The sequence below is a fragment of the Streptomyces sp. PA03-5A genome (assembly GCF_033792725.1).
Classification (GTDB): Bacteria; Actinomycetota; Actinomycetes; order Streptomycetales; family Streptomycetaceae; genus Actinacidiphila.
Genome location: NZ_JARAVL010000051.1, coordinates 1 through 21,067 on the forward strand (window position 1 = coordinate 1; position 21,067 = coordinate 21,067).

Here is a 21,067-nt window from a genome sequence, read left to right on the forward strand (position 1 = left end):
GGCTGCACACCTACAATCACCACCGCGGACACACCGCGCTGAACGGCAAACCACCCGCCAGCCGCGTCCCCAACCTCACAAGGCAATACACCTAGGCCGGGCCGCTAGGGTCGCGTGCCATGGCGATACAACTCTTCGGCGCCGACGAGGCCTTCGTGGACCGGATGATCGCTCTGGCGGACCTGCCGTGGAGCTGCCGGGCGGTCGAGGACGCGTTCGTGGCCAACGGCTGGGAGGTCCCGGAGGACGAGGAGGAGGGGCCGGTCATCGGCTGGTGGGAGGTCCAGTTCCTGCCCGGGCGTGAGGAGGGCGTCGACGACTGGTGGCTGGAGCTCGGAGAGGCTCCCGGCTGCATGGACGACGGCTCCCCCGACGTGGTGTGCGCCCACCCCGGGTGCGGTGAGGGGAGCTACGTCCTGCACCCCTTCGCGTACTTCGCCGACCCGGAAGACCCGGCCGAGTGGGACAACGAGTTCGGGCCCTGGCACAGCCGCCCCGACGTGCGGCGCGAGGCGACGGCGGAGGACTACGACGCCGAGTACCGGCGGATGGCGGCACTGCTGCGCGACCGCCTTGGGGAACCGGAACCCGCGGGTCCCTGGCCGTACAGGGACGTCGACGCCACCCGGCACGTCCGCTGGTCGCGGGGCGAGGCGTACGTGATCCTCCTCGACGGGAACGACGCCATGTCGTACGGCGCCTACCGCCGCGCGGGCGTCGTCGTCCGGCCGAAGCGTTAGGTTCGCCGTCATGGCCGGGCAACTCCGGGACGTCGCCGACGATCTTCTGGACCGGATCATGGAACTCGCGGACCTGCCCTGGAGCTACCGGGCCTTCGAGGACGCGTTCGTGCGCAACGGCCGGCACCACGTGGGTGCGGGCGGGGAGCCCGTCATCGGCTGGCTCGACGCCGTGCTCAGGTGGCGCGTCCGATAGACAGCCCGTCATCCCCAGGGCAGTTGAGGAACTGCAGCCTCTCACGTAGCGTCAAAATCTCTGCAGCTGCAGTCAAGAAGAGACACGGGGGTGTCCGCGGTGGGTGTCGTACTGCCCGACGAACTGGCGTACGTGCTCGACCTGATCGGCATCGCGTGGCCGAACGTCGACGAGGACGACTACCGCGAGATGGCCACGTCGCTGCGGGACTTCGCGGACGACATCGACGGCGGCGCCATGGACGCCCACACCGCCGTGCAGGAGCTGCTGGGCGCGAACGCGGGCGCCGCGATGGACGCCTTCGAGGCGCACTGGGGCAAGGTCAAAGGCACGCATCTGGCCAATCTCGCCGAGGCCGCGCGGATGGGGGCGACGGCGCTCGACGGGGTGGCGATCGCGATCGAAGTCGCCAAAGTCGCGGCGATCGTCCAACTCGGCATCCTGGCAGCCGAGATCGTAGCGACCATCGCCTCCGCCCCCTTCACGCTCGGGCTGTCGAGCTTCGCCGGGGCCGCCGCGACCCAAGCGACCCGGATGATCGTGAAGAAGATCTTCCGCGAGGTCATCAACCAGGTCGTCGACCAGCTGATGTCGATCGCCACCGCCCCGATCTACGCCGCCTTGGAGTCGATGGCAGCCGACCTGATCATCCAGGTCGGTTCCAACGCCCTCGGCCTCCAGAAGGGCGTCGACCTCGGCCGGACCGCCGACGCCGGTAAGGAGGGCTTCGGCGAGGGCGTCGACGGCGCCAAGAAGCAGGCCGACAGCTTCACCCTCGCCAGCGCCGGAGGCGGCGGAGGTGGCGGCGGGGGCGGGGGCGGCGGGGGCAGTCACTTCCAGAGCGACGGGGACAGCTTCGACCGGATCGACACCCAGCTCGACGGCATCACCGGCTCCCTGCACGGCAAGTCGAAGGGGCACATAGGCCGGGCCCGCAACGCCAAGGGCCGGACCAGCGGCCGCGGCGAGATCGCCGAGCACGTCATGCCGATCGCCACGAAGATCGTGGACGGCATCGGCGAGGCGGCCGAGAAGGCCGTGGGCCATGTGCGCAACGACATGCGCAAGGGCCTGAAGCAGATGCACCAGAACCACCGCGACAACGACGACAAGATCGCCGGGGACCTGGACCGCATCGCCAAGGGAGGCAGGAACGATCCCAAGGGCCCCCATGCGGGCGCCGGCACGCGACCGGCGTCAGCAGGCCGAGGACCGGGCCGGAGCAGCACTCGCGACAGCCTCGACATGGACCACCCCAACAACAGCACACGCCGTGACCACACGATCAAGGACTGCGGTGACCCGGTCGACGTCGCGACCGGCAGGGTGTTCCTGAGGGCGGCGGACATCGTCCTGCCCGGCATGCTCCCCCTCACCTTCACCCGCAAGTTCGAGTCGTCCTACCGGGCCGGCCGGCACGTGGGCAGGTCCTGGGCCTCCACCGTCGACCAGCGCCTCGAGTTCGACGACCGCGGCATCGTCTTCGTCACCGAGACCGGACTGCTGCTGTCCTACGACCTTCCTCGCCCCGGGGAGCACGTCCTGCCCGCCCGCGGACCGCGCTGGCCGCTGACCCGCACTCCCCAGGGGGACTGGGCGGTCCATGACCCCGACGCCGGCCACACCCGCTACTTCGCCGAAGCCGTCCACGCACCGGGGCTGGCGCTGTTGGACGAGATGTCCCACCGCAACGGCGACCGCATCACGTTCGACCACCACCACGAGACCGGGGCCCCGCTGGCCATCCGGCACTCGGCCGGCTACCACCTCAAGCTCACCACCGACGATCAGGCCCGGGTCACCGCCATCCACCTGGCCGGTGCGGCGGAAGACGGCTCCGACCAACTGGTCGTGAGCTACGGGCACGACACGGCCGGCAACCTCACGGAGGTCACCGGTTCCTCGGGGAACCCCACGCGGTTCGAGTACGACGGCGACCACCGGATGGTCGCCTGGACCGACACGAACGGCCGCCGGTACGAGTACACCTACGACCACCGCAGCCGCTGCGTCTCACAGGGGGGGACCGACGGCCACTTGCGTTATGCGTACACGTACGACGGTGCCGACCCGTCACCCGGGCACACCGTCACCACCGCCACGAACTCGCTCGGGCACACCACTCGCCACGTGATCAACGACCGGCTCCAGGTCGTCGCCTCGACCGACCCTCTGGGCAACACCACCCGCACCGAGTACGACGACAGCGACAACGTCCTCACAACCACCGACGCGCTCGGTCACACGACCCACTACGCGTACGACGAGGACGGCCGCCTCACCACCGTCATCAGCCCCGACGCGATGCGCATCACCACCGCGTACGACGAGTCGGGCCTCCCGACCGTGATCACGGGCCGGGACGGTGCGGTCTGGCGCCAGGAATACGACGCGGCAGGCAATCTCACCGCTCTCGCCGACCCCACCGGCGCGGTCACCCGCTACGTCCATGACGACCGCGGACGTGTGGTCTGCGTCACCGACGCCCTGGGCAACACCAGTCGGGCCCAGCACAACTCCGCCGGCCTGCCCGTCGCCATCACCGACCCGCTCGGCCACACGACCCGGTACGGATACGACGCCTTCGGCCGGCTCACGACCGTCAGCGACCCGAGCGGCGCGACGACGACCGTCCTCCGCACCGTGGAAGGTCACACGGCCGCCGTCATCCGCCCCGACGGGACAACCGAATCGTGGACCTACGACGGTGAGGGCAACTGCGTCACGCAGACGGACCCGTTGGGGCAGGTCACCCGCTTCGAGTACGGGCACTTCGACTTGCTGACCGCGCGTACCGACCCGGACGGATCACGTTTCGAGTTCCACCACGACTCCGAACTGCAGCTGACCAGCGTGCGGAACCCCCAAGGGCTGACGTGGGACTACACCTACGACACGGCCGGATTCCTGGTCGCCGAGCGGGACTTCGACGGGCGGACCCTGGGCTACACGTACGACGCGGCAGGCCGGCTCGTCGCCCACACCAACGGAGCCGGGCAGACCGTCCGCTTCACCCACGACGCGATGGGCCGCGTGACCGAGAAGCTCGCGAACGGGGAGTCGACGACCTACCGGCACGATCCCGAGGGCCGATTGGCGCAGGCGATCAGCCAGGACGCCGAACTGTCCCTCACCCGCGATGCCGTGGGACGGGTGATCGCCGAATCCGTGAACGGCCGGGTCCTCGCCAGCGCATACGATCTCACCGGCCGCCGCACCCACCGCGTGACGCCGAGCGGGGCCACGGCCTCGTGGACGTACGATCCGGCAGGCAACGCCGTGGCGCTCGTGACGTCGGGTCGCACGATCACGTTCGAGCACGACGCGCTCGGCCGTGAGACCGCCCGCCACGTGCGCGGCGGCCTGCATCTGAGCCACGCGTGGGACGCCATGGGCCGACTCACCGGACAGACCCTCACCCTCACATCGCCCGCCGGCGCCCCCGAGGCCCCACGGCCCGTCCAGCGCCGGGAATACGGTTACCGGCCCGACGGGAACCTGGTGACCGTCGAAGACCAGCTCTCGGGCCGCCGCTCCTTCGCACTGGACACCATCGGCCGGGTCACCCGGGTCACCGCCCGGGGGTGGGAGGAGACCTACGCCTACGACGCAGCGGGCAACCAGACGCTGGCCTCCTGGCCCGACCGCCATCCGGGCGCGGAGGCGCGCGGAGAGCGGGAGTACGCGGGGACCCGGATCTCGCGGGCCGGTAACATCCGGTACGAGTTCGACGCGCAGGGCCGGATCACGCTGCGGCAGAAGACGCGGCTCTCACGTAAACCGGAGACCTGGCGGTACGAGTGGGACGCCGACGACCAGCTCTCCCGGGTCGTCACGCCCGACGGCACCGTCTGGCGCTACCTCTACGACCCCCTCGGCCGGCGCATCGCCAAACAGCGGATGTCGCCCGACGGCGGTTCGGTCGTCGAGCAGACCGACTTCACGTGGGACGGGCCGGACCTCGCCGAGCAGTGCACCGGTCCGTCGGAGGCGTCCGCACGCATCAGCCTGACCTGGGACTACCAGGGCTCCCGACCGGTCGCCCAGACCGAGCACAAGACGGTCGACGACGCCACCCAGGACGAGGTCGACGAGCGCTTCTTCGCGATCGTCACCGACCTCGTCGGAAGCCCCTCGGAACTCGTCGACGAGGACGGTCACATAGCCTGGCGGAGCCGCTCGGCACTGTGGGGCTCCACCGCCTGGCCGGCCGACGCCACGGCCTACACGCCCCTCCGGTTTCCGGGGCAGTACTTCGACCCGGAGAGCGGACTCCACTACAACTTCTTCCGGCATTACGACCCCGAGACCGCACGATACGTGTCGTCGGACCCCCTGGGGCTGGGTCCCGCCCCCAATCCCACGACGTACGTCCACAACCCTCACACCTGGGCCGACCCGCTCGGCCTCACACCGTGCCTGACCTCCCTGGAGAGCATCGCCACCCAGATCGCCCACGTCCTCCCGGAAGAGAAGAGGCAGTACCAGACGGTGGCGGCGATCCATGCCGATACGCCGGAAGGACCCCGGATCTTCGTCGCCGGCACCAGCAGGACCCCCCTCACGGGGGCCCAGATCAAACTCGCCAAGCAACTGGGCGCCATTCCCCTGCCGAAAGACCAGTACATGCCGAAGCCGCCCCCCAAGGAAAGGGGGGGCCATTCAGAGCAGAACATCCTGAATTTCCTGAACAGGATGCACAGGAGCAGCGGCGGCGCCAGTTGGAACCCCACGCACGGAGCCGCGTCCCGTAGCGTTTGCGCCGACATCTGCGCGCCTCTGATCCGCGCGAGCGGGGGAATGATGACCGGGCCGGTCCACCAGGAGGAAAAGCCGACGCACCAAAGGCAGTTCTACTGGCCCGGTCGGTATCATCCGAGCTGATCCCCCGGTCCCCGCGGGACGGCGACCGCCGGCAGTGAACCCTCGACCCGAGACAGGACACGTTCAGCATCATGGCTCTCAGCAGGATCTCCGCGGAGCTCGTCGCCGAGGACGACTGCCCCGGCGTCGAGGAGTCACTCGGACGACGGGACGGCTGGCAAGTACGCGATGGCGCCAACTGGATCGTGAGTCACGACGGTCCGGAGATCACCACTCGCCGCCTGTCCGATGACCTGTCTCGGGTCTTCTCCCGGACGCGGACGTGGACGGCCCCCGTACCGGACGAGTCAAGCTACGCGACTCCGACACCGGACGGACTGCTCGTCGGCGGGCGGCACCGGATCACCTCGCTCGCCGCCGACGGTTCCGTCCGGTGGGCGTTCGACCACGACGCCTGGGCCGCGGACGGCTTGGGTCGCGGCGCGTGCGTCGCGATGCCCTCGGACGACGTCGTGCTGGCGACGATCGTGGGTCGTGTCACGAACGGCACGTACGACGGCGACCTCTGCATCGCGCTCGACAGCGGCTCGGGTGAGCTGCTCGGCGAAAGGACGCTGCCCTCCTTCTCCGCGCTCTACAAATTCCAGCAAAGCCTCGTCGCCGCGAATTTCGTCTTTCTGTCGGCGGGTCAGGGGCAGGACGACGCGCACTCCCTCCTGGTCTCGCTCCGCGACGGAGACATCTCCGCCGTACCGGCGGGCCCCGCGGACGAACCGTTCACCGGAAACAGCCTGGACGGAACGTCGTTCCTCAAGCTGACCAGAGGCGGCGAGATCCTCACCCGGTACGAGCCGGCGCCGTCCGGTCTGTGCCGGACGGCGGCACACGCCGAGGCCACGACCGTGCTGGACGATCCGGAAGCGGTGTTCGTCGGCGGCCCGGGATTCGTCGACCGTGAACGTGTGCTGGCGGCGGTGGCCGAGGACATCTGGCCCGAGGAATCCCGGCACTTCCTGTGGGACACCGCGACGCTGGCTCCCCTGGCGGAGATCGTGTACCCCTTCTCCGTGAGTCCCGAACCCATCCCCCTGGGTGACGGAACGTGGATCACCGTAAGTGAGGACAGGGTCCTGCGGTGGCGGGCGGGCGACCCCGAGGCCCTGCCCGCATAGCGGCGTCGCCGGTTCACGCCGGCCGCGACTGCGCCTGCCTGCGCAGGAATTCGGCGACGTCCTTGCGCCGGGAGTACGGCTGGAGGGTCTGGGCCGTGGAGGAGAGCATGCCCCGCACGCGCGGGGACTGGACGCGGCCCAGGAGGTCCAGGACGCGGATGCCGGCGTCCGTGGCCTCGTCGACGTGTCGGGCGGAGGCGAGGTTGTCGGCGAGTTCCGCGGTGTACAGCGCGGCGTTGCGCGTGAAGTGCGGCGCCTGCAGGCCGACCGCGCGCCGCGCGTGCTCGACCGCGCGGTGGTGGTCGCCGAGGGCGGACCAGGACTGGGCCTCCAGCCCGGCGAGTTCGGCCTCGCCGTAGAAGGTCATCCACTCGGGGTCCGCGGCGCGGGGGCCGCTGCCGAACAGGGTCTGGGCGCGGGCGAGGGCGCGTTCGCAGCCGGGGCGGTCGCCGAGGCCGGCCCAGCCGCCCGCCTCGCGGAGGGCGAGCAGCGAGAGCAGGCGCGGCGAGCCGAGGTGGCGGGCGGCCTGCTGGGCGGCCTGGGCCGCGCGGACGGCCTCGCGGGGGCGCCCGGCATCGCGGGCGAGGAAGGAGGCGTTGCAGAAGGCGTGCGCCTCCAGGGCGCGGTCACCGGCCATGCGGGCGGTGGCGAGGGCCTCGCCGTAGAAGGAGCGGGCATCGGCGAGGCGCCCGGAGTCGTGGGCCAGCCAGCCCACGGAGATGGCGAGTTCACCGGCGCCGCCCATCAGGTCCTCGGCGACGGCCTGGCTGTAGGTGCCCTCGTCGAGGAGGCGGTAGGCGGCCCCGAGGGAGTGGCCGGCCTGGCGGTAGAGCGCGCCGGCGCCGTGCCGGTCGTCGTGCAGGCGGATCTCGCGGACGGCCGCGCGGACAGCCCGGGCCTGGGGTCTGCCGACCTTGTGCACCGGCTCCGCCGCGGCGGCGGGCCCCAGCATCAGGGTCGTGGCGATGGCGGCCGGGCCGCCGGTCATGAACGCGCGACGCAGCACGTCGCTCTCCTCGTCGGTTTCGGTCTCGTACGGGGCCGGCCGGGGAGCCGGGACCGCCGTGCCGCGCCGCCCGCGGACCAGCTCACGGGGCTCGAAGCCCATGTCGGCAAGGTCGCGGCCGGGGAACATGTGCCGGAAGACCCGCTCGTAGGCGTAGTTGGGGCAGCGGATCTCCCCCGACTCCACGCGGCCGATGTAGCGGGCGTCGCAGCTGACCTGTTCGCCGATGTCCCGCCCCGCGCGGCGCACGGCGGCGGCGAACTCGCCGGGGGACCGGTCTCCGCGCAGGCGCCGGAAGGCTGTGTTGGGGGTGGAAGGTGACGAGTGCATCGCCGGGCTCCCGTTGGACGGTCGGTGCGGTGCCGGTTGGCGGCGCGACGACCGTACTCGCTGTGAGGGCCCGAGTACCGTGGGTTTGGCTACAAAAGGGATATCTCACCCTCCATTCGCCATGAAACGCCACCCCTGTCGGCGTCAAGCGGGCGTAGCCGTTGACGTCCGCGCGCGTTGGACACCGTGCAACCCACCGTCCGACCCCAAGGAGGATTCGCCTTGTTGGACGAACCATGGGATCTGGTCACCGTCCCGACCCGGCAGGGACTGGAGGCCGTGGACATCCTGCGCATGCGGACCGGTCTCGGACCCGTGCTGCACGACAGCTCCGGTCACAGCCTCGGCTTCCTGGTGCCGCCGGGCACGGCCGACGGCTGGGACATGCCGGGCAGCGCCTGCACGCAGACCGAGGGCGGCGGCTTCACCGTCCCCGGCGAGCTGCGGGAGCCGCCGGTGGCGGGCACCGGCTGGCTGGTGCCCCCGCACGACGACAGCGCCGTGACGGACCCGGCGGTGCTGCGTGACGCGCTGGGCGAGGCCGCCCGGATGATCGAGCTGGCCGACCGGCTCTGAGCCCCGCGTCGCCCGCCGCCCATACTGGGGTGCATGGCACCGCGCAGGACGAGGACGACGAAGGCACCGGACGGCATACGCGAGCAGGTCGGCGGGGGTCTCGCCGAGCTCGTGCCGGACCGGGACCGGCCGCGGGGCTGGTCGCTGCTGATCGACGGGGCGCCGCAGTCGCACGTCGACCTCGGCGACCCGGAGCACCTGGACTTCTCCTACCAGCGCAGGCTCGGCCACGTCGTCGACCTCGCCGCGCCGCCCGGCCGCCCGCTGCGCGTGCTGCACCTGGGCGGCGGCGCGCTGACCCTGGCCCGCTACACCGCGGCGACCCGGCCGCGCTCGACGCAGCAGGTGGTGGAGCTGGACACCGCGCTGATCGAGCTGGTGCGGCGGGAACTGCCCTGGGACCGCACCTGGCGCATCAAGGTGCGCGGCGGCGACGCCCGCGAGGGCCTGGCGAAGGTCCCGGAGGGCTGGGCGGACCTGGTCATCACGGACGTCTTCGGCGGGGCCCGTACGCCCGCCCACCTGACCAGTACGGAGTTCCTCGCGCAGGTGCGGCGCGCGCTGACGCCCAGGGGGCTCTACGCCGCCAACGTGGCGGACGGCGGACGGCTGGAGTTCCTGCGGGCGCAGATCGCGACGGTGCGGGCCTGCTTCCCCCACGCGTGCCTGGCGGCGGATCCCGCCGTCCTGCGGGGGCGGCGCTTCGGCAACGTCATCCTGGTGGCCGCGGACGGCGAACTGCCCGTGGCGGAGTTCACCCGGCGGGTGGCCTCGGACCCGCATCCGGGGCGGGTCGAGCACGGCAGCGAGCTGGACGCCTTCGCGGGCGGCGCGGCGCCGGTCACCGACGCCACGGCGGCGGCCTCGCCCGCTCCCCCGGAGTCGGTGTTCCGCTAACCGCCCGTGTTCTGCGCCTTGTAGGTGTCGACGGTGGGCGGATGCCCGTTCCAGGTGCAGAAGAGCGACGAGGTCGTGGTGGCCGAGACGAAGTCGACGCGAATCCACTCCGGTTGCTTCCAGACCTTCATCTCCCAGCCGGAGTCTGGCGTCGCCGAGACCAGGGTCGCCGAGGTCTCGCCCAGGTCGAGCACGACCCGTCCGCCCTCGACCGTGTAGCCGTGCACGTTGCTGGTGTCGGCGGAGGAGGTGGTGGCGGGGGTGGCCGAACCGGGCGGCCGGGCCGGGGCGGTGGACGGGGTGCGCGGCATGGCGGGGGCGGTCCGGGCCGGGCCGGTGGCCGTGGGCCCGGCCGCGCGGTGGGTGGCTCCGCCGTCCGGGGACTGCGTGGGGGCGGGGACCTTGTCGGAGACCGGTTCGGAGATCGGCAGGGCCCGGGGCGGGTCGTAGGCCGTGCCCGCCAGCACGTGGTGGACGCCGAACCACGACAGTGCGACGGCGGCGCTCGTGGCGAGCGTCCACGCTCCGGCGTGCGCCAGTCCTTTTCGCATCCGCCCATAGTGCCGGACGCACCCGCCGAACGGAGCCGGGGGTTGCGCTTCAGGTTCTGACGTGCTCGCGCCCACCCGGCATCCCCCTCATGGGCTAAGTTGCGGGCCATGGCAAGTGTGCTCGTGGTCGAGGACGACCAGTTCGTGCGCTCCGCCCTCATCCGGCACCTCACCGAGGCCGCGCACTCCGTACGGAGCGTGGGCACGGCCCTGGAGGCGCTCCGGGAGGTCGCGCAGGTCGGCTTCGACGTGGTGATCCTGGACCTCGGCCTGCCGGACCTGGACGGGGCCGAGGCGCTGAAGATGCTGCGCGGCATCACGGACGTGCCGGTGATCATCGCGACGGCGCGGGACGACGAGTCGGAGATCGTGCGGCTGCTCAACGCGGGCGCCGACGACTACCTCATCAAGCCGTTCTCGGTCGAGCACCTGTCGGCGCGCATGGCGGCGGTGCTGCGCCGCTCGCGGTCGGCGGAGGCGGACCGCGTGCTGCGGGTGGGCGGGCTGCAGATCGACGTCCTGCGCCGCCAGGCCGTCCTGGACGGGGCGCCGCTGGACCTGACCCGCCGTGAGTTCGACCTGCTCTCCTTCCTGGCGGCCCGGCCGGGCGTGGTGGTGGCACGGCGCGAGCTGCTGTCGGAGGTGTGGCAGCAGTCGTACGGCGACGACCAGACCATCGACGTCCATCTGTCGTGGCTGCGGCGCAAGCTGGGGGAGACCGCGGCCCGGCCGCGCTACCTGCACACGCTGCGCGGGGTGGGTGTGAAGCTGGAGCCACCGCGGTGAGGTGGGCGCTGGTCAAGGTCTGCGTCGCGGTGACGGCCATGGTCGTCGTCGCCTTCGCGGTGCCGCTGGCGCTCACCGTCAAGGAGATGGCCCGGGACCGGGCGATCGGCAACGCGGAGCGGCAGGCCGCGGCCATAGGGCCGGCGCTGGCGATCACCACCGACCGCACCCAGCTGGAGCGGGCGGTGGCCTCGACGCAGGCGGGCGCCGACGGCCGGATCGCGGTGCGGGTGCCGGCGACGGAGGGCACGGCGGGGGTGGAGATCGGCGACCCGCACGCGCCGGACGCCGACCTGGACCGGGCGTCGGAACTGGGCCGGGCCTCCACCGTCCCGGTGGCCGGGGGCTACGCCCTGCTGCAGCCGACCGCGGTCGGTTCGGGCTCGGTGGCGGTGGTCGAGGTGTTCGTGCCGGACGGCGAGGTCAGCCGCGGGGTCACCGCCGCCTGGGCGGTGCTGGCGCTGGTCGGTGTGGGCCTGATCGTCGGCGCGGTGGCCGTGGCGGACCGGCTCGGCACGCGCCTGGTGCGGCCGGCCGAGCGCCTCGCGGAGGCCGCGCACGGCCTGGGGCGCGGGGACCTGACCGTACGCGTCCCGGAAGACGGACCGGCCGAACTGCGCTCCGCCGCCGTCGCGTTCAACGCGATGGCGGACCAGGTGGTGCAACTGCTCGCCAACGAAAGGGAGCTGGCCGCCGACCTGTCGCACCGGCTGCGGACCCCGCTGACCGTGCTGCGGCTCAACGCGGCCTCGCTCGGCGACGGCCCCGCCGGGGAGCAGACCCGGCACGCGGTGGCCCAGCTGGAGCGCGAGGTGGACCAGATCATCCGCACCGCGCGGGCCCAGCAGGCGCAGAGCCAGCCGGTCGCGGTGGGCTGCGACGCGGCCGAGGTGATCCGGGAGCGGATGGCCTTCTGGTCGGCGCTCGCCGAGGACCAGGGCCGCGAGGTGAGCACCGCGGGCGTCGAACGCCCGGTGCGGGTGCCGGTGGCGCGGGCCGATCTGGTGGCGTCGCTGGACGCCATGCTCGGCAACGTCTTCCGGCACACCCCCGAGGGCACGGCCTTCGCGGTGGACGTGCACAGCAGCCAGGAGGCGGTGATCGTGCTGGTCTCCGACGCGGGCCCGGGCATCAAGGACCCGGCGGCCGCACTGCGGCGCGGCCAGGGCGCGGGCGGCGACGGTTCCACGGGCCTCGGGCTGGACATCGTACGGCGCCTCGCGGAATCCACCGGGGGCGACGTCCGGCTCGGCTCCTCGGTGCTGGGAGGCGCGGAGATCCGGGTGTGGATCGCGCTGCGGCCGCTCGCCGCGGGCGGGAAGCGGAACCACCGCGTGGTGCGCCGCAGGCGGCTGAAGCGGACCGCCGCGGCCACGGGGCTCTGAACGATCGAGGCCGGGTGGCTCCCACCACCCGGCAGGTATGCGAGCCGGATTTCGCGACGGCCGTTCCGGGTCAACCCCAGTAAATGTCGCAGGCCTCGTAGTAGTAATAGTATGCGTCCTCCCCGGAATAGCAGTAGTCGTCACTGACGTAGCCGCTGACGGCGCCGGCCCACTGCTGGGAGGTCTGCGTCACCACGGAGTCGGCCTGCGCCGACGCCGGCGCGGCGAAGGCCGTGGCGGGGATCAGGGCACCTCCCGCGGCCAGGGCGGCGGAAGCGGTGAGGACTACCAGACGTCGTGTGCGAGTCATCGGGATTCTCCTTGCGTGAGGAATTACGGGGAGGGATGTACGGCGAACGGTCCTGTCCGGAATTTCACTTCGAATTCCCGGCTCTGCGTGCACCCATGTCTCCATTAACCCCGGCCCCGTGCCCCGCGTCATGCCCCCGGATTTCGGGGCTTGACAAAGGCCGCCTGCCCCCGGGCGGCGGGGACCGGCCGACTGGCCGACCGGCCGCGAGCAGCACCGCGCCGCCCGCAGAGGTCTGAACCTTTAACCGGCCCCGATGGCTCCCTTAAGCGCGCCGTAAGCCCACGCAGCTCCTCTGACCTCCTCTATTGCAGGTCAGAGCGTTGCCGCGTGGGCCCCTACGGCGTCGGGGAGCCAGACTGGGAGCCACTGTGGTGCTCAGCGACTCACGCCGGGCCCTGTTCGTTGCCCCGGAAGATGTCGTCCATGGCGTCTGCCCCGTCGGTGATCACCGGACGTAGTTGCTTCCGGTACACGCGTTCCGTCGTGCTGGTCCCACTGTGGCCGACCACGCGCGCGATGACCTCAATCGGGATGCCGTGGTCCGACAGCAGCGATACGAAGCTCGTGCGCAGCTCCCTGGTCGTCCACTCACTGGGGTGCGTGAACCCAGCGTCCTTGAGGAGGCGCCGGAAGTTCATCCGCACGTCGTGAGCAGTGCGCCTCTCGCCAGCATCCGACGGGAAAACCAGTCCGTCTCCTTGCCACTCGACACCACGTGCGGCGCACGCCCGCTGTTGCTGGCGCCTGTGCGCCTCCATGACCGCCGCGGCTTGACGTGGCATCGCGAGCGAGCGACGACTCTTCATGGTCTTCGTCTCCCCATGCCGACGCACAGAGCGCCAGACGTCAATGTGCGGCTTGGCGCCGTCACTTGGCTCGGCGTGCACGTGATTCCACGTGAGCGGTCGCGCCTCTTCGGTGCGGACTCCCACCAGCAGTGAAATGACCACGTAGGCGTGAATCCACGTACCTTCCTGCGAGCAGAGAACAGCTTCCGCTTCCGTGAGAGAGAGGGATTTGCTGGGACGACCCGGACGCCCCTCGGGCACCTCGACCCAGTCGGCCACGTTGCGCGCGACTTTTCCCCTGCGCTGCGCATGCGTGATGGAACGCCGCACGATGGAGTGCAGCATCTTCAGTGACTGAGTCGCCAGGACCGCGGCTTTCGCATCCAGCCACCCGTCGAGAGCGTCGGCCTCAAGGTCACGGAGTTTCGCCTTCCCCAATTCAGGGATCACGTGGGTGTCTGCCAGAATCCGGTACGTCTCGATACTGCTCTGACCCCGCCCCTTAAGCCCCTGCGCAAGCCAATCGCGCACCGCTTCGGCGACCGTGTACGTCGCCGCGGATTTGACTCCTTCCTGTAGCTCCTTCCGAAGCTCACGGATCTTCGCGCGCACCTCGGTTTTGGTCTTGCCTGAGACCTTCGCACGGTTCCGCTTCCCCGCGGGGGTGTATCCGAGGGAGATCGCACCGACGTAGCGGTTCTTCGACTTGTCCCAATAGATGGAGTCTTCGCCGTTACCTGCCTTGCCGGACCCTGGTGAAGTGTCGGCCATAACGTGGATGTTCGCCTTTCATGGACGGAGCCGCGCCCCAAGGGACGCGGCTCCGGGTCGAGTAATGACGAAGGCTCAGCAAGCGATCTGTTCGGACTCGTGCTTGAGCAGTTCGATGTATTCGTTGATGTACTCGGTGGGGACCAGCCGGCGCCGCCCGATGCGTACCGTCCGGAGGCGCCCGAGTCGGATCTCCTCGTACGCGGTTGAGCGCTTCACGCCGAGGAGTTGGGCGGCGACTTCCACGCGGTGCAGGCGCGGAGACAGATCGGAGTGGGCAGAGGGCGTGGCCATTGCGCTGTCTCTCCTTCTGGCAAGCCGAGGGGCCGCGGCCCCCTTCTGGGAAGTCCGCTACATCCGCTACGCCGCTACATCGCAGGTCAGCGGGTGGTTTCTTGTAGCGGAGGGGTTGGATGTAGCGGCTACGCCCACTTCGGGGGTTCGGGGGCGTAGCCGCTACATCTGGGGTTGCCGCTACAGATTCATGGCCTGTGAGCTGGGATGTAGCGGTGTAGCGGCTGTAGCGGACTTCTGGGGAGGGGGGCAGTAGCGGGCCCAGGCGTCGTCCAGGTCTTTGGCGTGGAAACCCTTCAGGATGCCGCCGGTGGTGCGGATGTTCCGGGACCTGATGGGCTCGTTGTCGCCGGTCATGTACTCGGCGAGCATCCGCGACAGTCGCCGGTTGTCCAGGGGCTTGCCGTCCAGGTCAGCCCAGGGGGAATCATCCAGGGCGTTGAGCCTGTCCAGGATGGAGATGGTCGGGAGCCGGTCGACGCCGATCAGCACGTGGTCGCGCAGGTCGGTGAGCAGCCGAATGCCGATGCTGTGCTTGTCGGTGTACTGGGCGGCCCGAACGAGGGTGAGGCAGGCGTCGCGGGCGCGGCGGGGCCAGTCCCCGCCAGCAGCATCAGCAACGGCGAGCAGCGGCTCCCACACGTCCGCGGGCCGGTCGGTGACGCCGTCGGGCATCTGCGGCCAGGCGCCCATGACGAACCCGCGGGCCTGCTCCGCCCACTGCGCGAGGCTGTCGCGCAGCCGGTGACCCTCAGCCTCGTGAACGCGGGCCCGGAACGGCTCCACGCGTTCGGTGCGGGCGCGGCGGCGCATGCGGATGACGACGGAGCGGGTCAGGATCGTGTCGGGCAGGGAGCCGAGTCCGGCGACGGCGACCGCGCAGTACGAGGGGAATGCCTGCACGGTCTGGTTGCCGCCGTCGCCGATGCACCGGTAGGTGACGCCGGAGCGTCGGTGGCCGGCGTTGAGGAAACCTCGGAGTTCCTCGTTGTCGCCGGCCTTGGGGCCGAAGATGGTGTCGATCTCGTCGAACAGGATCGTGGGCCGTCCGCCGCTGCCGGACACGGCCCGGAACAGGGCTGCGGCGGAGGCGTTGACCGCGACCATGGGGTGCGGGACGAGGGTTTCCACGATCTCCAGCGCCCGCGACTTCCCCGACCCCGGTTCCGGGGACAGGAACGCCAAACGTGGTGTGGAGTCGAAGCACTCCAGCAGGTGCGCGTGCGCGTCCCACAGGGCGACCGCGACGTATGCGGCTTCGGTGGGAAAGGCGTTGAAGCGTCGGTGGAAGGCTTCCACCTCGTTCAGCAGTGCTGCGCCGTCGGTCATGGGGCAGTCCTCCGGTCGGTCTGCTGCGGGTCAGGGAGAAGGGCTGACAGGACGCCCTCACGGGCGACGACTTTCGGCGCACCACCCGCCGCGGGGGCGCGGGCCGGTTCGGCGGGGCGGGGGTCGTCGGGGGTGGGGATGCTCTTCAGTGGAGAGCTGGGCGGGGTGGTCATGCCGTGTCCCGGTGTCGCGGGTTGTGGGCGATGGACCAGTTCAGGGCGCTGCGCAGGGTGGAGCGGCACTGGGACGCCGGTAGCCCGGCCGTCTCGCCCGCTTCCTGAAGAGCCTGCTCAACCACATTGCGGGGGAGGTCGCCCCACGCGACGAACCGCCCCACGGCGCGGGCGGCCCGGAACAACGTCGCCTCGCGCGCGCCCTGTTGGGCGCCAGCGACGTTCCGCGTCTCGTTGGCGAGCGCTATGTCAGCATATCGGCGTGATTGACCCGCTACGGCTACTGAGGGGGCCTGTACGGGTCTGGGGGATGGCTCCAGGATGCTTTGGAGCCATCGGGGCAGCGGGACGGCCACAGGGCCGCCTACGGCCTCGTAGCGTCCCACGTAGGTTTCGGAGCCGGCGGCGACGACGTATCCGCCCCACGCGCGGGTGTCGACCAACGGGCCGATGGTCCCTGCGGTGTTGGTCAGGCAGACGCCTGGTGGGGCGGTGAAGTACAGGTGCTCTCCGCCGCTCGCGGTCCGCGTCCGGTAGGTGTCGGGGACGGCCTTGCCGGCGCGCTCGCAGAGCGCCTGGAAGGTCGCCGCGCCGCGAGGCGCGTCCGTACTGCTGTTGTCCTTGGACACGTCCAGATCGACCACCACCAGCTCGGAGGGGCCAGTGGCAATGCCGACGTTGAACGGCCTGTGCGACCACGCGGCGCGGATACGGTCGGGGTCGGTGGTGGCGCGCTGTTCCCACTTGAGGTGTCCGGCCGCGCAGTCTCCGCCGCGGGGGCAGGAACGCTCACCGTGCAGGGCGGGTGTCTTGCGACGGGCGTGGAGCGGGAAGACGTGCCAGCCGTGTTCAGCCGCGTTCAGTGCGGCATTCAGCAGAGCATTCATGCCGCCACCGCCCCGACGCCGACAGCCGCGAGGTAGGCGCGGCCGATCCACTGCGTGTAGGCGGGCGGAATGGCTTCGGTCAGCTCCTCGCGGACGTCCGTCCACGTGATACCCATCGCCGTCTGCATCTCCGGGACGGTGGCCTTGCCCCCGCCGGAGCCGTACGGGGCAACGTACGGGCCGTCCCGGTAGACGCCGTGGCGGTATCCACGCACGTAGCCGCGGTGCCTGGGATGCGCCGGCCGGGTCACGGTCCAGCCTCCGAGTTCGAAGTTCCGGTGGCGCAAGACTCCGAGTCCGAACATCTCTCCGCACAGGGAGAGGTCTTTGCGAATGTCGGCGCGCCCGTTGGGCTGCTCGATCACGTACGGCAGGCCGGTGGCGTCAAGCAGTTCCCGTGTCGGGGCGACCAGGTCGGTGTGGGTGCCGCCCCAGCCTTGGGAGGCGTTGGTACCCACGGTCAGGGCGCATCCGGCTTGGCAGGGCGGTGAGGCATGGACGAACGCGTACCGCTCGATCTCCCCCGAGAAGACGAGCGCCGCCAGGCGCTCCAATGCGTCGCCCCGGTGGTACGGGAAGGGGTAGCGGGGGCGGTGGGCGATGTCGACGCCGTCCACGTCGAACCCTGCGTGGTGGTAGCCCATGGCGGCCCCGCCGGCGCAGGAGAACAGGTCCAGCAGGCGCGGCCGGGTTAAGCCTCGCCTGATGGGGGTGGGTTGGGTCATTCTGGAGGTCTCCAGTTCTGTGATGGGGACTGAGACCGGGGCGGCCGTGACTTTGGCGAGAGACGGCCGCCCCGACTCGTGTCAGTCGTCAGGGTCGACAGGTGCGGGGAAGCGCGTGGACGCGCGGGTCGGCGGATGTCATGATCACGCGAGTGTTCGGCGTGGGTCCGGCTCGTAGGGGGAACCGTGAAGCTCTACTTGGGCATAGCGCTCGTCTTGCTGGCGTCGCTTGTCGCCGTCTCCGGCGTGGCAGCGATTACCCGTGGCTGGGTGCTCCCCTGGAACCGGCGCCATGTCAGCCGCCTGCGCCTCTACGGCTGCGGTCAGTTGGTGCTTGCCTTCGCCCTCTCCTGGCAGGCGGTCTTCGGGTTGGTACTCAGCGACCCCGACACTCGGGCGTGGGGCACCCTGACCGGCAGCGTGATTCTGCTGGCTGGCATCGTCCTGATGGGGCTGGCTCAGTTCATGAACAGCAGTCGACGGAGCAGCGACGCGCCTTAACTGGGGTCAACCATGAAAGTGGTTGCGCTTGAAGACGGCCTTGCGGATGTTGACCGTCGTCCCCTCGGTCTTGCGACTGCTGCTCAGGACTTGGGCGGCGATCCATCCGCCGAAGATGACGGCGGCCAGGATGATGAGCTGGTGGACCAGGGCCGCGAGTGCGGCGATGAAAGTCGTCAGCAGCACCATCCCGCCGCACACGGCGGCGAAACCGACACCCCCGAGCGCGATGTTCACCGCGGTTCGGGAGACAGCCGGCCGCGCGTCGATGGTCGCCGGTGTCGGAGCGGGGGTGAGGGTGTAGCCGGTGGCGACGCGGCCGTCGGGCAGGACGACGCTCGTCACGGTGGCAGCACTGTTCGGCTGTATGGGCACGAGCGGGGCCGCGTACGGCTGGACCGGGACGACGGGGACGGGCTGGTGGACGGTCACGACCCGCTCGACGGGCGCGTGACCGGAGGTCTCGGGGAACATGCGGAATCCCTTCTCGGCATGGCGCAGGGAGGCTGAGGCACCCCCTGCCGGGGTGCCCCTGGAGGGGGTTTGAGGGGTGCTGACCTGCGGTCCTCCCTGACTCCCTGATGGATCATCTGTACTGGTCAGGGGCAGGGAGGCGGGTCAGGGAGGGGTTCAGGGAGTTCTCCCTGCCTCCCTGACCCGCCGGGGGTGCCGCTCCCTCTACTGCTTGGTGGAAGCGGAACCATCGCTGTCGCGGTTGGCGAGCGCGCGGGCGAGGCGGTCGCGTCCGATGACCATCCGGCCGTCGGACTTGTAGGGCTCGGCCCCGGTGCCGTCCAGGACGCGCTTGAGGTCGATGAACGACCAGCCGCCGTAGGCATCCGCGTTCAACGTCGCCAGCCGCTTCAGCACGTCCTGCGTCAACACCCGCGACGCGTCCCCGAGCACGCTGGCGATGTCCACCAGCGGGTCACGGTCCTCACCGGACTCGATGACCCGCAGCGTGGTCACCCCGTCCCGCAGGGCCTTGGCCCGGTCGGCGATCTCAGCCGCGGTGTCCGTGTCGATGTAGTGCGTGCGGACCGTGATGGACGCCTGCCCCGCGGGGATGGCGATGCCGTCGGAGGCGACGACGACCGTGCCCTTGTCCAGCCCCGGGCGGAGCAGGTTGGGGGCGGCCCCGCCGTCGACGGCCTTGTCCCCCAGCGCCATCCGCGCCTGCGACTCCGTACCGAGCGCCAGCGACGCGCGGGTGTGGGCACCCTCCCGCACGAGCTTGGGCAGGTTCTGGTCGGTGGGATCCTGGGTGCCCTGCCACAGCAGCACGTTCACCGCACGACCCTGGTTGTGGATCTTCCGCGCCGCCATGAAGTACCGCGACGTGGCCTTGGACCCGCCGTAGGGTCGCTTGTCCTCGTCCTTGAGCGGGCACATGAACGCGACCTGCGCCTCATCGACCAGCACGATCAGTGGCGGGAACACGCTGCCGGGCGGGGCGGTCAGCCGGCGCTCCATCTCCGTGACGCCGCTTTCGACCATCTCGGTCGCCTGGATCACGTGGTCATCGGTCGGGCCCTGGATCAGCACCGTGGCCAGGCCGTCGAACATGGCCCAGTCACCCGCGCCCTTGAGGTCCGCGACCCGAAACTCAACCGATCGATCGAGGGCCAGCCACAGGGCGAGCGCCCGCAGGGCTGCGGTCTTGCCCTGGTTGGACAGGCCCGTGATGAGCAGGTGCCGCTGATACAGGCTCAAGCCCGCGGCGTCGCCGCGCAGGTCCTGGCCCCACGGGGCCCGACCCTTGGCGTAGTCGGCGGTCAGCGTGTCGTCCGTCGTGAGCGGGGACGGGCCGATCGGCTCGTCCAGCGCACCACTGTCGGCGATCCACAGCCGGACCGTGCGGGCCGCGGTGGGGATGGTGATGAACACCTCGTGCTCGTGCCTCGTGAGGTTCTCGGCGAGCTTGCGGCGCCGGTTCTGCACCTCGATCGTCGAGACGCCGGAGGGGAGGGTGACGTCGACCTCGACGCCGCAGCCGGCGATCCGGATCGGTCCGAGCATGGAGGCGCCGGCGTCGCCCATCTCCTTGATGGCCCCTCGCAGCGCGGGAACGCCGAGGTCGCGCAGGGCCTTGACCACGATGGACGGGGTGATCGGCTCCCCCTCGCCCGACCGGACGTTCGCGGGCATCGTCCACTGCGGGGCCGCCTGCTGGTGGCGTCCGACGGCCCACAGGGCCAGCAGCGCGAGGAACGGGCCGATCTGGACCATGGGGCCCCACACCACCTGGACGATCGTGATCATCAGGTTGATGAACTTGATCACGGCCATGATCGGGGTGACGACGTCGGTGACGTCCTTGGTGGCGATCGCCATGACGATTCCGAGGGCGACCAGGCCACCGATGCCGACACCTGTCCCGACCACGATGCCCTTGGCCGCGGCGATGGGCGAGTACAGCAGGTCCATGCGCCGGCGGTGCCGGGCGGCACGGAAGCGCTGCCCGCGCTCCTCCCACTGCATCGCCTCATCGAACTGCCCCGCGGCCTCCGCCGCGCGCAGCATCCGCTCATACCGGGCCGCCGTGCGACCCTCCCACGTGCGACGGACCACGATCCGCGTCCCACCGAGGACGTACATGCCGTGCCGGATCACCGCACGCGCCACAGTCTTGGTCCGCTCGTGCGTCGCAGCCGACTTCACCGCGCGCCCACTGCGGACCCAACGCCGCGTGAGCTGCGGCTGTTCGGGGGCCGGTACGGGCTTGCTCTCGACGTCCGCGGGCGCGGTGCCGGTGGAGTTGTCCTTGAACAGTCGAACGACGTTGTCACTCATGCTCGGGGGTCTCCTGACTGCCCCGGCGCG

At 70.7% G+C, this 21,067-nt stretch carries 19 protein-coding genes; 9 read left to right on the forward strand and 10 right to left on the reverse strand.

Going from position 1 to position 21,067, the window contains the following annotated elements; all coding sequences use genetic code 11:
• Positions 1-119: 119 nt before the first annotated feature.
• From PV410_RS39905 to PV410_RS39920, 4 genes are all read left to right on the forward strand, one after another.
• A complete protein-coding gene (locus PV410_RS39905) occupies positions 120-740 on the forward strand; it encodes a hypothetical protein (RefSeq protein WP_500331356.1) in 621 nt (206 codons plus the stop codon).
• Positions 741-750: 10 nt separating this feature from the next.
• Positions 751-936, forward strand: coding sequence for a hypothetical protein (locus tag PV410_RS39910; protein ID WP_500331358.1), 186 nt, complete (start codon positions 751-753; stop codon positions 934-936).
• Between the two features lie 99 nt (positions 937-1,035).
• A complete protein-coding gene (locus tag PV410_RS39915; RefSeq protein ID WP_500331360.1) occupies positions 1,036-5,820 on the forward strand; it encodes an RHS repeat-associated core domain-containing protein in 4,785 nt (1,594 codons plus the stop codon).
• A gap of 71 nt (positions 5,821-5,891) precedes the next feature.
• Positions 5,892-6,932 carry a hypothetical protein gene (locus tag PV410_RS39920; RefSeq protein WP_500331362.1) on the forward strand — a complete coding sequence of 347 codons (1,041 nt, stop codon included), beginning with the start codon at positions 5,892-5,894 and terminating at the stop codon, positions 6,930-6,932.
• Between the two features lie 13 nt (positions 6,933-6,945).
• On the opposite strand, the gene PV410_RS39925 is transcribed toward PV410_RS39920, so the two are convergent.
• Positions 6,946-8,268, reverse strand: a complete 1,323-nt coding sequence (locus PV410_RS39925) for an NsdA family TPR-like regulatory protein (protein WP_500331364.1) — start codon at positions 8,266-8,268, stop codon at positions 6,946-6,948.
• A 177-nt stretch (positions 8,269-8,445) separates the two neighbouring features.
• Between PV410_RS39925 and PV410_RS39930 the strand changes: the two genes are divergently transcribed.
• Both PV410_RS39930 and PV410_RS39935 read left to right on the forward strand, forming a co-directional pair.
• Positions 8,446-8,844 (forward strand): hypothetical protein, encoded by a 399-nt coding sequence (locus PV410_RS39930; protein WP_500331366.1) that lies wholly within the window; start codon positions 8,446-8,448, stop codon positions 8,842-8,844.
• Positions 8,845-8,877: 33 nt separating this feature from the next.
• Entirely contained in the window at positions 8,878-9,741 is an 864-nt protein-coding gene (locus tag PV410_RS39935; protein ID WP_500331368.1) for a spermidine synthase, read from the forward strand.
• Here PV410_RS39935 and PV410_RS39940 read toward each other — a convergent pair.
• On the reverse strand, positions 9,738-10,292 hold the full coding sequence (locus tag PV410_RS39940) for a hypothetical protein (protein WP_500331370.1): 555 nt from the start codon (positions 10,290-10,292) through the stop codon (positions 9,738-9,740). The genes PV410_RS39935 and PV410_RS39940 overlap by 4 nt on opposite strands.
• Positions 10,293-10,400: 108 nt before the next feature.
• Between PV410_RS39940 and PV410_RS39945 the strand changes: the two genes are divergently transcribed.
• The gene (locus PV410_RS39945; RefSeq protein ID WP_500331372.1) at positions 10,401-11,078 is read left to right on the forward strand and encodes a response regulator transcription factor; all 678 of its coding nucleotides are present in this window, start codon (positions 10,401-10,403) and stop codon (positions 11,076-11,078) included.
• Positions 11,075-12,463 (forward strand): sensor histidine kinase, encoded by a 1,389-nt coding sequence (locus tag PV410_RS39950; RefSeq protein ID WP_500331374.1) that lies wholly within the window; start codon positions 11,075-11,077, stop codon positions 12,461-12,463. The genes PV410_RS39945 and PV410_RS39950 overlap by 4 nt, the downstream gene beginning before the upstream one ends.
• Before the next feature lie 70 nt (positions 12,464-12,533).
• Here the strand turns inward: PV410_RS39950 and PV410_RS39955 are convergent, their stop codons facing one another.
• The 6 genes from PV410_RS39955 to PV410_RS39980 all read right to left on the reverse strand — a co-directional run bounded on the left by PV410_RS39955 (position 12,534) and on the right by PV410_RS39980 (position 17,743).
• On the reverse strand, positions 12,534-12,773 hold the full coding sequence (locus tag PV410_RS39955; RefSeq protein ID WP_500331376.1) for a hypothetical protein: 240 nt from the start codon (positions 12,771-12,773) through the stop codon (positions 12,534-12,536).
• Positions 12,774-13,159: 386 nt separating this feature from the next.
• Complete coding sequence (locus tag PV410_RS39960) at positions 13,160-14,335, reverse strand: site-specific integrase (protein ID WP_500331378.1); 1,176 nt, start codon at positions 14,333-14,335, stop codon at positions 13,160-13,162.
• Between the two features lie 75 nt (positions 14,336-14,410).
• Positions 14,411-14,629, reverse strand: a complete 219-nt coding sequence (locus PV410_RS39965; protein WP_500331380.1) for a helix-turn-helix domain-containing protein — start codon at positions 14,627-14,629, stop codon at positions 14,411-14,413.
• A gap of 180 nt (positions 14,630-14,809) precedes the next feature.
• Positions 14,810-15,958 carry a DUF3631 domain-containing protein gene (locus PV410_RS39970; protein WP_500331382.1) on the reverse strand — a complete coding sequence of 383 codons (1,149 nt, stop codon included), beginning with the start codon at positions 15,956-15,958 and terminating at the stop codon, positions 14,810-14,812.
• 169 nt (positions 15,959-16,127) lie between these two features.
• Complete coding sequence (locus PV410_RS39975; protein ID WP_500331383.1) at positions 16,128-17,018, reverse strand: bifunctional DNA primase/polymerase; 891 nt, start codon at positions 17,016-17,018, stop codon at positions 16,128-16,130.
• Positions 17,015-17,743: a DNA methylase gene (locus PV410_RS39980; RefSeq protein ID WP_500331385.1), complete on the reverse strand. Its 729-nt coding sequence runs from the start codon at positions 17,741-17,743 to the stop codon at positions 17,015-17,017. Before PV410_RS39980 ends, PV410_RS39975 begins: the two co-directional genes overlap by 4 nt.
• 186 nt (positions 17,744-17,929) lie before the next feature.
• On the opposite strand from PV410_RS39980, the gene PV410_RS39985 reads away from it, so the two are divergent.
• Positions 17,930-18,244: a hypothetical protein gene (locus PV410_RS39985; RefSeq protein ID WP_500331387.1), complete on the forward strand. Its 315-nt coding sequence runs from the start codon at positions 17,930-17,932 to the stop codon at positions 18,242-18,244.
• A 6-nt stretch (positions 18,245-18,250) separates the two neighbouring features.
• Here PV410_RS39985 and PV410_RS39990 read toward each other — a convergent pair whose 3' ends face one another.
• A complete protein-coding gene (locus tag PV410_RS39990) occupies positions 18,251-18,718 on the reverse strand; it encodes a hypothetical protein (protein ID WP_500331389.1) in 468 nt (155 codons plus the stop codon).
• Between the two features lie 204 nt (positions 18,719-18,922).
• Positions 18,923-21,037 carry an ATP-binding protein gene (locus PV410_RS39995; protein WP_500331390.1) on the reverse strand — a complete coding sequence of 705 codons (2,115 nt, stop codon included), beginning with the start codon at positions 21,035-21,037 and terminating at the stop codon, positions 18,923-18,925.
• Between the last annotated feature and the right edge of the window lie 30 nt (positions 21,038-21,067).